Genomic DNA, 12,986 nt, shown 5'->3' with positions numbered 1-12,986 from the left:
AGTCGTCACAATCCTCGTCGTGGAGCCGCCGTGTGCGGGGCTCCTGAGCCGCGGGCCGCCTCGCCCAGGAAGGGGTTGGCGGCGCGCTCGCGGCCGATGGTCGTCTGGGGGCCGTGTCCCGACAGGACCACGGTGGAGTCGTCGAGCGGCAGGCACACCCGTGCCAGCGACTCGTACAGCTGCTCCATGGAGCCTCCGGGCAGGTCGGTGCGTCCGACGGAGCCGGCGAAGAGCAGGTCGCCGGAGAACAGCACGGACGGGATGTCCGCGGCCTCCGGCAGCCTGAAGGTCACCGACCCCCTGGTATGGCCGGGCGCGTGCGCGACGCCGAACTCCAGGCCGGCCAGCGGCAGGGTGCCGCCGTCGGCCAGCTCCCGCAGGTCGTCGGGTTCGCCGACGGTCAGCTCGCCCATCAGCGGCTCGCCGATGGCCCGGCCGAGTGCCTTCTCCGGGTCGCCGAGCATGTAGCGGTCCTCCGGGTGGATCCAGGCGGGCACGTCGTGCGCGCCGCACACCGGGATCACCGAGGCGACATGGTCGATGTGGCCGTGGCTGAGGATGACGGCGACCGGCTTGAGGCGGTGCTTGGCGAGCGCGTCCTCGACACCCTGGGTCGCGAGGTGGCCCGGGTCGATGATCACGCACTCCTCACCGGCGGCGGGGGCGACCACATAACAATTGGTCCCCCAGGCCCCGGCGGGGAACCCGGCAATGAGCACGTTCGTCCTTATGTCGTCCGCGGGCGGTGTCGGCGGTTCACGAGCCTACCGGCGAGCACATCGCGGTCGCGAACACGTATCGGGCGCGCATCGGCGCGTTGGCGGACTGGACTGGACCCGCCACCGGGCGCCAAGATTTGCGCACACACCGTGCCGCGACTCGCGACCACGACGTGCGAACACAGCGAACGCACAGCTCACATGGCCTGCGGCACAATACGCCACGGGGCGAGGGAAACCCCGCATCAGACGCATCAGACGGCAGACGACACGAGCGACCGGGAGACGGCGAAGTGGTCACCAAGGATCAGCGGCGGCGGCAGCTCGCCCGGGAGAAGTTCGAGCGGCAGCAGGCGCGCAGGGTGGATGTCCACCGCAGGTCGCGCCACCGGAACCTGTTGATCGCCGGGGTCGTCGTGGCGCTGCTCGCCGCGAGCGGCATCGCGGTGGCGGCCGGCGCCTTCGACGGCAGCAGCAAGAAGCAGGACGACGCGGCGGGCGCCACCCCCAGCGCCACGGCGCCCACCACGGCCCCGGCGGTCAAGGACCCGTGCGCCAAGCCGGCCGCGGGCAAGCCCGGCACCGCGTCGTGGAAGAAGGCACCGGCGACGACGATCGACAAGAGCGCGAAGTACACCTTCACGCTCCAGACGACCTGCGGCGCCATCCCGATCGCGCTGGACGCGGCCAAGGCGCCCGCGACGGTGAACTCCTTCAAGTTCCTCGCGGACAAGGGCTTCTTCGACCACACCCGCTGCCACCGGCTGACCACCAACGGCATCTACGTGCTCCAGTGCGGCGACCCGACCGCGACGGGCAGCGGCGGCCCCGGCTACAAGATCCCGGACGAGAACCTGACCGCGTTCGGCAAGGCCGACCCCAGCGGCAGCGTCACCTACCCGGCCGGGACGGTGGCGATGGCCAACAGCGGCCCCAACACCGGGGGCAGCCAGTTCTTCCTGGTCTACAAGGACAGCCCGCTGCAGCCCAACTACACTCCGTTCGGCACGATGAGCGCCGACGGTCTCAAGGTGCTGAACAAGATCGCCGCCGCGGGTGACAACAGCGGCGGGCAGGGCGACGGCGCTCCGAACGCCACCGCCGTGATCAACAAGGCGACCGTCACCAAATCCTGATTCCCCCCGCATCGGATGCGGACAGCCGGGGCGATGGTCGCCTATGTTGGCGTTGGACCGGCCAGTGCGCACAGCCCGGCCGGAGAGACACTGTGGACGATGCCCGCCGGCCGACGGCCGGCAGGGCATCACGTGGAGGAGGCGCTGTGAGCAGCGACCCGTGGGGCCGCGTCGATGAGACGGGGACCGTGTACGTGCGTACGGCCGACGGGGAGAGGGAGGTCGGTTCGTGGCAGGCGGGCTCTCCCGCGGAGGCGCTGGCCTACTTCGAGCGCAAGTACGAGGGGCTCGTGGTGGAGATCGGCCTCCTGGAGCGGCGGGTGCAGACCACCGACCTCGCCCCGAAGGACGCGCTGGCCGCGATCGAGCACCTGCGGGCCTCGGTGACCGAGGCGCACGCGGTGGGCGATCTCGCGGCGCTCGGCGTCCGGCTCGACGCGCTGGTCGCGCTGGTGGACTCGCGGCGCGAGGAGCGCCGGGCGGCCAAGGCCAGGCAGAGCGAGGAGGCCAAGGCGGCCAAGGAGCAACTGGTCGCCGAGGCCGAGCAGCTGGCCGAGAGCGAGCAGTGGCGCACCGCCGGCGAGCGGCTGCGGGCGCTGGTGGACACCTGGAAGGGTCTGCCGCGTCTGGACCGCAAGGCCGACGACGAGCTGTGGCACCGTTTCAGCCACGCGCGGTCGGTGTTCTCCAAGCGCCGCAAGGCGCACTTCGCGTCGCTCGACGCGCAGCGCGAGGACGCCAGGCGGGCCAAGGAGAAGCTGGTCACCGAGGCGCTGGCGCTGTCGGCTTCCACCGACTGGGGGCCGACCGCGGCCCGCTACCGGGAGCTGATGACGGAGTGGAAGGCGGCCGGGCGCGCGCAGCGCGAGGCCGAGGACGATCTGTGGAATCGTTTCCGCGGTGCCCAGGACGTCTTCTTCGCCGCCCGCGCCGAGGTGTTCGCCGAGCGCGACGGCGAGCAGCGGGACAACCTGGCGGCCAAGGAGCAGCTGGTCGTGGAGGCCGAGAAGCTGCTGCCGGTGACCGACCTCAAGGCGGCGCGTGCCGCCTTCCGCACGATCAACGAGCGCTGGGAGGCCATCGGCCACGTGCCGCGGGACGCCAGGCCGCGGATCGAGGGCCGTATGCACACCGTGGAGCGGGCGCTGGCGGACTCCGAGGAGTCCGAGTGGCGGCGCACCAACCCCGAGGTGCGGGCCAGGGCGGCGGGCCTGACCGGCCAGCTCCAGGCGGCGGTGGACAAGCTGCGCGACCAGGTCGACGCGGCACGCTCGGCGGGCAACACGGCGAAGGCCGACAAGCTCGCGGCCGAGCTGGAGGGCCGCCAGGCGCTGCTGGACCAGGCGCTCAAGGGCCTGCAGGAGTTCGGCGGCTAGTGTCGCACGCGGTGAACGGCCCCGGCACCTCTTGCGAGGTGCCGGGGCCGTTCAGCGTTGTGCGGACGCGGCTGGCGCGCCGGGGAGCTAGCGCTGGCGGCCCGAGGTGACGCGGTAGACGTCGTAGACGCCCTCCACGCCGCGGACGGCCTTCAGCACGTGGCCGAGGTGCTTGGGGTCGCCCATCTCGAAGGTGAAGCGCGAGGTGGCGACCCGGTCGCGGGAGGTCTGCACGGCCGCGGACAGGATGTTGACGTGCTGGTCGGAGAGCACCCGGGTGACGTCGGACAGCAGCCGCGACCGGTCAAGCGCCTCGACCTGGATGGCGACCAGGAAGACCGAGGACTGGGTCGGAGCCCACTCGACGTCGATGATCCGCTCGGGCTGCTGGGACAGCGAGTCGACGTTGACGCAGTCGGCGCGGTGCACCGAGACGCCGTTGCCCCGGGTGACGAAGCCGATGATCGGGTCGCCGGGCACCGGGGTGCAGCATCGCGAGAGCTTGACCCACACGTCGCTGGTGCCCTTGACCACGACCCCGGGGTCGGCGTTGGCCCGGCGCTTGCTGCGGCCGGGAGACGGGGCGGTGATCTCCTCGACGTCCTCGGTCGCGCCCTCCTCGCCGCCGAGCGCGTCGACCAGTTTCTGCACCACGGACTGCGCGGTGATGTGGCCCTCGCCGATCGCCGCGTACAGCGCGGAGATGTCGGGGTAGCGCATCTCGTGCGCCAGGGTGACCAGCGAGTCGCCGGTCAGCACCCGCTGGATCGGCAGGTTCTGCTTGCGCATGGCCCGCGCGATGGCGTCCTTGCCGTGCTCGACGGCCTCCTCGCGGCGCTCCTTGGAGAACCAGGCGCGGATCTTGTTGCGCGCCCGCGGCGACTTGACGAAGCCCAGCCAGTCGCGGGACGGGCCGGCGCCGGCCGCCTTGGAGGTGAACACCTCGACCAGGTCGCCGTTGTCCAGGGTGGACTCCAGCGGGACCAGCCGGCCGTTGACCCGCGCGCCTATGGTGCGGTGGCCGACCTCGGTGTGCACCGCGTAGGCGAAGTCCACCGGGGTGGCGCCGGCCGGCAGCGCTATGACGTCGCCCTTGGGCGTGAAGACGAAGACCTCGCTCTGCGACAGGTCGAAGCGCAGCGACTCCAGGAACTCGCCCGGGTCCTCGGTCTCCTTCTGCCAGTCGAGCAGCTGGCGCAGCCAGGCCATGTCGTTGACCGCGTCGTCCTTCTTGTCCGAGCGCGGGCTGTCGGTGCGCACCTTGGACGCCCCGGCGACGGCCTCCTGCTTGTACTTCCAGTGCGCAGCGATGCCGTACTCGGCGCGGCGGTGCATGTCGAACGTACGGATCTGCAGCTCGACGGGCTTGCCGCTGGGGCCGATCACGGTGGTGTGCAGCGACTGGTACATGTTGAACTTCGGCATCGCGATGTAGTCCTTGAACCGGCCGGGGACCGGATTCCATCGCGCGTGGATCGTGCCGAGCGCCGCGTAGCAGTCCCTGACCGTGTCGACCAGCACCCGGATGCCGACCAGGTCGTAGATCTCCGCGAAGTCCCGGCCGCGGACGATCATCTTCTGGTAGACGCTGTAGTAGTGCTTCGGTCGGCCGGTGACGGTGGCCTTGATCCTGGCGGCCCGTAGGTCCTGCTGGACCTGGTCGGTGACGACGGCCAGATACTCGTCCCGCTTGGGCGCGCGCTCGGCGACCAGCCGGACGATCTCGTCGTACATCTTGGGGTAGAGGATGGCGAAGGCCAGGTCCTCCAGCTCCCACTTGATGGTGTTCATGCCCAGCCGGTGGGCCAGCGGGGCGTAGATCTCCAGCGTCTCGCGGGCCTTCTTCTCCTGCTTGTCCCGCTTCAGGTAGCGCATCGTGCGCATGTTGTGCAGCCGGTCGGCGAGCTTGATGACCAGGACGCGCGGGTCCTTGGCCATGGCGACGACCATCTTGCGGACCGTCTCGGCCTGCGCGGCCTCGCCGAACTTGACCTTGTCCAGCTTGGTGACGCCGTCCACCAGCAGCGCGACCTGGTCACCGAAGTCCCTGCGCAGCTGGTCCAGGCCGTACTCGGTGTCCTCGACCGTGTCGTGCAGCAGTCCGGCCATCAGGGTGGCCGGGTCCATGCCCAGCTCGGCCAGGATGGTGGTGACGGCCAGCGGGTGCGTGATGTACGGGTCGCCGCTCTTGCGCTTCTGGCCGCGGTGCCACCGCTCGGCGACCTGGTACGCGCTCTCGATCTGCCGCAGCTGCGCGCTGTCGCCCTTGGGGTCGTTGCCCCTGACGACCCGCAGCAGCGGTTCGAGCACCGGGTTGTACGGGCTGGAGCGCTGCACGCCGAGCCGGGCCAGCCGGGCGCGGACCCGGCTGGAGGACGCGCCGGGGCGGGTCGGCGCGACACTGCCCGGGGTGCGCACCGGACGGACGGCGGGAGCGTCGGGCTGGGGCTCGGCCTCCGCGGTCGCGGCGTCAGCGGGCGTGTCCGTGCCGCGCGCGGCCGGTTCCGTACCGCCCGCGGCGTCGAGTGGCTGGGCCTGGTCTGGCAAGAGCACTCCTCACGCGGGGTAGAACTTCCATGGTATCGACCTGCGCCGACACCCGGGCGCGCGGAGCCCCCGGGCGCCCCGGACCCGGCCGGCGGCGTCCGGGCGGAGGGTGCGAGGGGCCGTACGGCGCTGTACGGCGTTGTACGGCCGCGTGGCGGGCCGCCGGGCCCCGGGGGCCGCGCAGGTCTCAGACGGTGACCAGCGCGTCCAGCGGGGCGTCCCCCAGGGCCGGCAGCAGCCGCTCGCGGCCGCCGAGGAAGGTCAGCTCAAGCAGCACGGCCACGCCGGCGATGGTGGCGCCGGTACGGCGGACCAGTTCCAGGCTGGCCTCCGCGGTGCCGCCGGTGGCCAGCACGTCGTCGATCACCAGCACCCGGTCGCCGGGGGCGAAGGCGTCGGTGTGGACCTCGATCTCCGCGGTGCCGTACTCCAGCTGGTAGGCCGTGCCGTGGGTGTCGCCGGGCAGCTTGCCGGCCTTGCGCACCGGTACGAAGCCCAGGCCCGCGCGGGCGGCCGCCGGGGCGGCAAGGATGAAGCCGCGTGCCTCCAGGCCGACGACCTTGGTGGCACCGCGCTCGGCGCACAGCGCGGCCAGTGCCTCCACCAGGGCGCCGAAGGCGGTCGCGTCGGCCAGCAGCGGGGTGATGTCCTTGAACGTCACTCCGGGCTCCGGGTAGTCCGGTACGTCCCTGATGTGGGCGAGCAGCAGCTCGCGCAACTCGGCGGACGCGGTCTGCGTGGTGGTCATCGCGCTGTTTTCCTCGGCTTCCTGATGGACGTCTCTCCCCGCATTGTGCCCCCTGCGGCACGCACGAGCCGCCCGGCCGTGACGGCCGGGCGGCTCGTGGTGACCGCTGGTGCTCCGTTCAGCGCCGCTTGCCGGAGGGGCGGTTCCGGCCGCGGCTGCCCCGGCTGCCCGGCTGGGTGCGCGGGCTGCGGGTGGTGCCGGCCTGCGAGCGGGGGCCGACCACGCCGGCCGCCGCGGAGGCGGTGGCCTCCTCGTCGCCGCCGTCCCGGTCGAGCACGTCGTCGTCCTCGGCCGCGGCCGCCGGGTCCTCGCCGCGGGCCACGGCCTCCTTGGCCTTCTGCACGTCGGACGCGCGCCTGGCGAGCACCCGCTTGTGCAGCGCGCGCATCTGCGGCTCGCGCTCCTTGAGGTCCGCCACGATCGGGGTCGCGATGAAGATCGAGGAGTAGGCGCCGGCGGTGAGGCCGACGAACAGCGCGAGCGCGATGTCGTTGAGCACGCCCGCCCCGAGCAGGCCACCGCCGATGAACAGCAGCGCGGCGACCGGCAGCAGCGCCACCACGGTGGTGTTGATCGACCGCACCAGCGTGCCGTTGAGGCTGCGGTTGGCGTACTCGCTGTAGGTGCGCTGGTTCTGCTTGGTGATGTTCCTGGTGGCTTCCTTGAGACCGTCGAAGACCACGACGGTGTCGTACAGGGAGTAACCGAGGATGGTCAGCAGACCGATCACCGTACCGGGACTGACCTCGAAGCCGACGATGGCGTAGACACCGGTGGTGATCGTGATGTCGTGCAGCAGCGCGACCAGCGCCGCCACCGCCATCCGCCACTCGAAGGCGACGGCCAGGTAGATGACCACCAGCACCAGGAAGATGATCAGACCCTTCAGGGCCTTCTGCGAGATCTCCTTGCCCCAGCTGGGGCCGACGATCTCGGCGTCGATCTTCGTGGTGTCGAGCTTGAGGTCGCCGGCGATCTTCTGCTGGACCTCCTTCGAGGTCGACGTCGAGATGTCGCTGACCTGGATACGCAGCTTGCCGGAGCCCAGCCGCTGGACGGTGGCGTGGTGGCCCGCGGTGTCGCCGGCGATCTTGTCCTGCGCCTCGGAGACGGAGAACGAGGTCTTGGGCGTGGTGAAGACCGCGCCGCCGGAGAACTCGATGCCGAGCTTGAGGCCGTTCACCACGAGTCCGACGACCGCGACGACCGTGATCAGCAGCGAGACCCCGTACCAGAGCTTGCGCTTGCCCACGAAGTCGTAACTGACCTCGCCCCGGTGCAGCCGGTGACCGAGAGTGCCGAGCTTGGACATCAGGCTTCCTTCGTCTCGGAGCTGTGAGTACGGCGGACGCGGCGCAGCGGCGCCTTGACTCCGAGGCTCTTCGGGTCGAGACCGGACCACTTGTGGCCCTGGGCGAAGAACTTGTGGCGAGCCAGGATCGTCATCAGCGGCATGGTGAACAGGAAGACCACGGCGACGTCGAGCAGCGTCGTCAGACCGAGGGTGAACGCGAACCCGCGGACCTTGCCGACGGTGACCACGTAGAGGACCGCGGCGGCCAGGAAGGACACGAAGTCCGACACCAGGATGGTGCGCCGGGCACGCGGCCAGCCGGTGGCCACGGCCGGCTGCAGCGACCGGCCCTCCCGCAACCCGTCTCTGATGCGTTCGAAGAACACGATGAAGGAGTCGGCGGTGATACCGATGGCCACGATGGCACCGGCGACCGCCGGCAGGTTCAGCGCGAAGCCGATGGCCCGGCCGAGCAGGCACATGATCGTGTACGTGAGGGCCGCCGACATCACCAGGCTCGCGATGGCGACGAAGCTCAGGCCGCGGTAGTAGGCGAACATGTAGATCACGACCAGGGCGAGGCCCACGGCGCCGGCGATCAGACCGCCGCGCAGCTGCTCGCCGCCGAGTGCGGCCGAGACCGTGGTGCGGTCCTGGGTCTGGAAGGTCAGCGGCAGCGAACCGTACTTCAGCACGTTGGCCAGGTCCTCGGCCTCGCCCTGCTTGAACCCGCCGGAGATCTGGGCGCTGCCGCCGGGCAGCGCCTCGTGCACGGAGGGCGCGGACTGGACGTTGCCGTCCAGGTCGATGGCGAAGCGGTTGTTCGGCTCGGCCTGGCTGGACAGGTCACCGGTGACCTTGGTGAACTGGCCGGCTCCCGCGGAGTCGAAGGTCAGGTTCACCACCCAGCCGTTGCCCTGCTGGGTGTCGAAGGAGGCGTTGGCGCCCGAGATGCGCTTGCCGTCGATCAGGGAGGGGCCGAGCACGTACTTCTCCCACTGGCCGCTCTGCTGGCCGCAGGCGATGACCTTCTCCTTCGGCGCGGCACCCTGGGTGATCGCGGTGCGCTGCTTGACGTTGGAGCAGTCGAGCGCGGCGAACTTGGCCTGCATGTCGGTCGGGATCGACACGTCCGTGCTGCCGCCCGTGGCGCCCGGGGTGGTGGTGCCGGGGACGGTGCCCGGGGCGGTGGCCGGCGGCGAGGTCGGCAGCGGGGTCGGCGCCTTGTTGACGCCGGAGGTCAGCGCGCCGGTGACGGCGCGGCCCTGGGCGCTGGAACTGGCGGACGGGCTGCCGGAGGCGCTGGACTTCGGGGTCGCCTTGCCGCTCGGCGTGGACGACGGCGAACCGGAGGGGGTCCCGGAGGGAGTACCGGAAGGGGTCGCACTGCCCGACGGGGTCGGGGTGGGCGCGGGCACACCGATGTCGGTGGCGAGCACCTGGCGGAAGAACAGCTGGGCCGTGGTGCCGACCTGCTTTTCCGCCTGGTCGGCGTTGGTGCCCTTCGGGATGTTGACGATGATGTTCTTCGATCCCTCGGTCTGCACCTCCGCCTCGGAGACGCCAAGACCGTTGACACGGTTGTTGATGATGCTGACCGCGGTGTCCATGTTCGACTTGTTCACCGCGCTGCCCTGGCCCTCCTTGGCGGTCAGCGTGATGCTGACGCCGCCCGCCAGGTCGATGCCGAGCCGGGGGGTGGTGTCACCGGAGAGAAAGATGCCTCCGGTCATCGCCACCAGGGCGATGAGGATCACGGCCAGAGCGCGCTCGGGGTATCCCTGACTCCCCGAGGACCTGCGGCCCTTCTTGGCTGCTGCCACCTTCTTGTTTCTCCCTGTCCGACCGCACCGGAGGCTGCGCGCTCACGGGCGGTGACGAGTGTTGCGCGTACCGGACCCTTACTTGGTGGCGTCGGAGCCGCCCAGCCCCGGCCCGCCCTCGGCCTTCTTCAGCTCCACGCGATCCTCGGCCGAGTCCTGCCCGTGCGCCTCGCCCGTCACCACGGTCTCCGCGGAGGCCACGGCGGGGGTCGGCTCGCCGGTCTCGACAGCCTCGTCCGCGTCGTCCACGGCTTCGACGTCGTCCTCCGGGTCCTCCGGCTCGATACCGTGCACGATCCGGTTGAACTCCTGCTCACTGAGGACGGTGGAGATGGCGCCCTTGGTGAAGTGCGCGTGCACCCCGTCCGTGAGCTCCAGCAGGACCGTCTCCTCGTTGACCTCCTTCACCACGGCGTACATACCGCCGATGGTGCGGATGCCGGAGCCGGGCTCCATCTTGTTGCGCATCTCCAGGGCCTGGCGCTGCTTGCTCTTCGCCGACCTGGTCATGAGCAGCATGCCGCCGATGAGGACGATGAAGACGAGGATCAGGGGATTCACGGTGGGGCGTTCCTTCGCACGGCCAACGTGGCTGGCCTGGGTTTCGGGATGTGAGTGCCGATCCGGAGGAAGGGCGTCGGCGGAGTCTAAGCGCTGGCTCGCCGCTGGAACAACGCCAAGCATGGCACCGAGGTTCCTGAAACGACGAGCGCGTCCGCGTCACGGACCGAACAGCCCGGTCTGTCCCGGTCCCGTCCCCGGGCCCGCTCCCCCGCTGTGCTGCGGGGGCACGAGACCCAGGTGCGTCCATGCCGCGGCGGTGGCCACCCGCCCCCGGGGGGTGCGGGCCAGCAGCCCCTCCCGTACCAGGAAGGGCTCGGCCACCTCCTCAACAGTCTCACGCTCCTCGCCGACCGCGACGGCGAGCGTGGACAGGCCGACCGGGCCGCCGCCGAAGAGTTTCAGCAGGGCGTGCAGGACCGCCCGGTCCAGCCGGTCCAGGCCGCGGACGTCGACCTCGTAGACCTCCAGCGCCTTGGCAGCGGTCTCCCTGTCGACCAGTCCGTCCGCCCTGACCTGCGCATAGTCCCTGACCCGGCGCAGCAGCCGGTTGGCGATCCGCGGGGTGCCGCGGGAGCGGCCGGCGATCTCGGCGGCGCCGGCCGTGTCGATCGTCACGTCCAGCAACCCGGCCGAGCGGTGAATCACCCTTTCCAGTTCGGCCGGGGCGTAGAACTCCATGTGCCCGGTGAAGCCGAAGCGGTCCCGCAGCGGTGGCGGCAGCAGTCCGGCCCGGGTGGTGGCCCCGACCAGGGTGAAGGGCGGCAGCTCCAGCGGGATCGCGGTGGCGCCCGGGCCCTTGCCGACGATCACGTCGACCCGGAAGTCCTCCATGGCCATGTAGAGCATCTCCTCGGCCGGGCGGGACATCCGGTGGATCTCGTCGAGGAAGAGCACCTCGCCCTCGGCGAGCGAGGACAGGATCGCCGCCAGGTCGCCGGCGTGCTGGATGGCGGGCCCCGAGGTGATCCTGATGGGGACGCCCATCTCGGCCGCGATGATCATCGACAGCGTCGTCTTGCCCAGGCCGGGGGCGCCGGAGAGCAGCACGTGGTCGGCGGTGCCGCCGCGCTTGCGGGCGGCCTGCAGGACGAGACCGAGCTGCTCGCGGACCCGCTCCTGGCCGACGAATTCGCCCAGGTCCTTGGGCCGCAGTGCGGCCTCGACGGCCTGGTCGTCGCTGTCCGCCGCCGCGTCGAGCAGGTGGTCGGGTGCGGCTTCTGCGGCGTCGTCCCAGTTCATGGATGGTCTCTCGGGTCAGCGGCGGTCGGTGGCGGGCTCGGGTCGCGGCGGTCTGATCGGGGGTCGTCCGGTTGTTCCTGCGGCGGTCCGAGGTGGTCGGGAGCGGTCGGGAGCGGTCGGGAGTGCGGTGCGGGTCAGCGGGTGCGGTTGAGCGACTGCAGGGCGCTGCGCAGCAGGGCGCCGACGTTCGGCTCGGCCGCCGCTTCGGCCTGCGGGGTGACGGTGGCCACGGCCTCGTCCGCCTCGCGGGTGGCGTAGCCGAGACCGAGCAGCGCCGCGTGCAGCTGCTCGCGCCAGGACGCGCCGACCGCCGTGCCCACGCCGGTGGCCGCGCCGGGGCCGAGCGGTGCGCCGAGCCGGTCCTTCAGTTCGAGCAGCAGTCGCTGCGCGCCCTTCTTGCCGATGCCGGGGACGGCGGTGAGCGCCTTCTCGTCGCCGCCGGCCACCGCCGACCGCAGCGCGTCGGGCGAGTGCACCGCCAGCATCGTCTGGGCGAGCCGCGGCCCCACCCCGCTCACGGTCTGCAGCAGCTCGAAGACCTGCCGCTCGTCGTCGTCGGCGAAGCCGTAGAGGGTGAGCGAGTCCTCCCTGACCACCAGCGAGGTGGACAGCCGGGCGGGCCTGCCGACCCGCAGCGCGGCGAGGGTGTTCGGCGCGCACTGCACGGCCATGCCGACGCCGCCGACCTCGATGACGGCGGTGTCGGGGGCGAGTGCGGCGACCTGGCCGCTGACGAAGGCGATCACGTGGCGGACTCCTGGTCGGATACGGCGGCGGTGCGGGCGGTTCGGGCCGCGACGGCCCGGGCGGCAGTGGTGCGGGCGGCGGCGTTGCGGGCGGCGGGCGCGGCCCCTGGGGCGCGGGTCGCGGTCCGGGCCGCGGCCGTCCGGGCGGCCGCGGTCTGGGCGGCGACGGCCTGGCGCAGCCGGTCGGTGGCCGGGCCGCGCCAGATGTGGCAGATGGCCAGCGCCAGGGCGTCGGCGGCGTCCGCCGGCTTCGGCGGCGCGTCCAGCCGGAGCAGCCGGGTGACCATGGCACCGACCTGGGCCTTGTCGGCCCGGCCGCTGCCGGTGACGGCGGCCTTGACCTCGCTGGGGGTGTGCAGGTGGACCGGCAGGCCGCGCCGGGCGGCGCACAGGATGGCGACCGCGCTGGCCTGGGCGGTGCCCATCACCGTGCGCACATTGTGCTGGCTGAACACCCGCTCCACGGCGACCGCTTCTGGCCGGTGCTCGTCCAGCCAGGCCTCGATGCCCTGCTCGATCAGCACCAGCCGGTCGCCGATCGGGGCGTCGGCCGGAGTCCTCACGACGCCGACGCCGGCCATCGTCAGCGGGCGGCCCGCGGTGCCGTCCACCACGCCGATCCCGCACCGGGTCAGACCCGGGTCCACGCCCAGCACCCGCACCGCGCCCCCTTCCTCGCACCACCGATCGCACCGCCGGTCGATGTGCCGTCGACGTGCCGGTCGCACTGCCGTCCGGTCCCACCTGGAGATTAGCCGGTCGCACCGACAACGAGGGCGGGCGCGACGGGGGAT

The 12,986-nt window shown here is 71.7% G+C and carries 11 protein-coding genes; 2 read left to right on the top strand and 9 right to left on the bottom strand.

The window, feature by feature from the left end:
- Positions 1–5: 5 nt before the first annotated feature.
- On the bottom strand, positions 6–719 hold the full coding sequence (locus tag OG702_RS30070) for an MBL fold metallo-hydrolase (protein WP_327292079.1): 714 nt from the start codon (positions 717–719) through the stop codon (positions 6–8).
- A gap of 293 nt (positions 720–1,012) precedes the next feature.
- Here OG702_RS30070 and OG702_RS30065 point away from each other — a divergent pair, with 293 nt between their 5' ends.
- Positions 1,013–1,855, top strand: a complete 843-nt coding sequence (locus OG702_RS30065) for a peptidylprolyl isomerase (protein ID WP_327292077.1) — start codon at positions 1,013–1,015, stop codon at positions 1,853–1,855.
- 146 nt (positions 1,856–2,001) lie between these two features.
- Complete coding sequence (locus OG702_RS30060; RefSeq protein WP_327292076.1) at positions 2,002–3,231, top strand: DUF349 domain-containing protein; 1,230 nt, start codon at positions 2,002–2,004, stop codon at positions 3,229–3,231.
- Between the two features lie 87 nt (positions 3,232–3,318).
- Here the strand turns inward: OG702_RS30060 and OG702_RS30055 are convergent, their stop codons facing one another.
- From OG702_RS30055 to ruvC, 8 genes are all read right to left on the bottom strand, one after another.
- Positions 3,319–5,778 (bottom strand): RelA/SpoT family protein, encoded by a 2,460-nt coding sequence (locus OG702_RS30055; protein WP_442814579.1) that lies wholly within the window; start codon positions 5,776–5,778, stop codon positions 3,319–3,321.
- Positions 5,779–5,965: 187 nt separating this feature from the next.
- Positions 5,966–6,526: an adenine phosphoribosyltransferase gene (locus OG702_RS30050; RefSeq protein ID WP_327292075.1), complete on the bottom strand. Its 561-nt coding sequence runs from the start codon at positions 6,524–6,526 to the stop codon at positions 5,966–5,968.
- 118 nt (positions 6,527–6,644) lie between these two features.
- Positions 6,645–7,838, bottom strand: a complete 1,194-nt coding sequence (secF, locus tag OG702_RS30045; RefSeq protein WP_327292074.1) for a protein translocase subunit SecF — start codon at positions 7,836–7,838, stop codon at positions 6,645–6,647.
- Positions 7,838–9,643, bottom strand: coding sequence for a protein translocase subunit SecD (secD, locus tag OG702_RS30040; RefSeq protein WP_327292073.1), 1,806 nt, complete (start codon positions 9,641–9,643; stop codon positions 7,838–7,840). Before secD ends, secF begins: the two co-directional genes overlap by 1 nt.
- A gap of 78 nt (positions 9,644–9,721) precedes the next feature.
- Positions 9,722–10,204: a preprotein translocase subunit YajC gene (gene yajC, locus OG702_RS30035; protein ID WP_327292072.1), complete on the bottom strand. Its 483-nt coding sequence runs from the start codon at positions 10,202–10,204 to the stop codon at positions 9,722–9,724.
- A gap of 159 nt (positions 10,205–10,363) precedes the next feature.
- On the bottom strand, positions 10,364–11,446 hold the full coding sequence (gene ruvB / locus OG702_RS30030) for a Holliday junction branch migration DNA helicase RuvB (protein ID WP_327292071.1): 1,083 nt from the start codon (positions 11,444–11,446) through the stop codon (positions 10,364–10,366).
- Positions 11,447–11,580: 134 nt separating this feature from the next.
- Positions 11,581–12,192, bottom strand: coding sequence for a Holliday junction branch migration protein RuvA (gene ruvA, locus OG702_RS30025; protein ID WP_327292070.1), 612 nt, complete (start codon positions 12,190–12,192; stop codon positions 11,581–11,583).
- Positions 12,189–12,854 (bottom strand): crossover junction endodeoxyribonuclease RuvC, encoded by a 666-nt coding sequence (ruvC, locus tag OG702_RS30020; protein WP_327292069.1) that lies wholly within the window; start codon positions 12,852–12,854, stop codon positions 12,189–12,191. Before ruvC ends, ruvA begins: the two co-directional genes overlap by 4 nt.
- Between the last annotated feature and the right edge of the window lie 132 nt (positions 12,855–12,986).

Origin of the sequence: Streptomyces sp. NBC_01198, assembly GCF_036010485.1 — a bacterium.
Lineage (GTDB): Bacteria > Actinomycetota > Actinomycetes > Streptomycetales > Streptomycetaceae > Actinacidiphila.
This window is presented reverse-complemented; position numbering and strand designations above follow the sequence as displayed.

What these genes read in the sequence shown, in the direction of transcription:
- OG702_RS30050 (WP_327292075.1), bottom strand. Translation starts at nt 6,526, where the DNA reads ATGACCACCACGCAGACCGCGTCCGCCGAGTTGCGCGAGCTGCTGCTC.
- secF (WP_327292074.1), bottom strand. Translation starts at nt 7,838, where the DNA reads ATGTCCAAGCTCGGCACTCTCGGTCACCGGCTGCACCGGGGCGAGGTC.
- ruvB (WP_327292071.1), bottom strand. Translation starts at nt 11,446, where the DNA reads ATGAACTGGGACGACGCCGCAGAAGCCGCACCCGACCACCTGCTCGAC.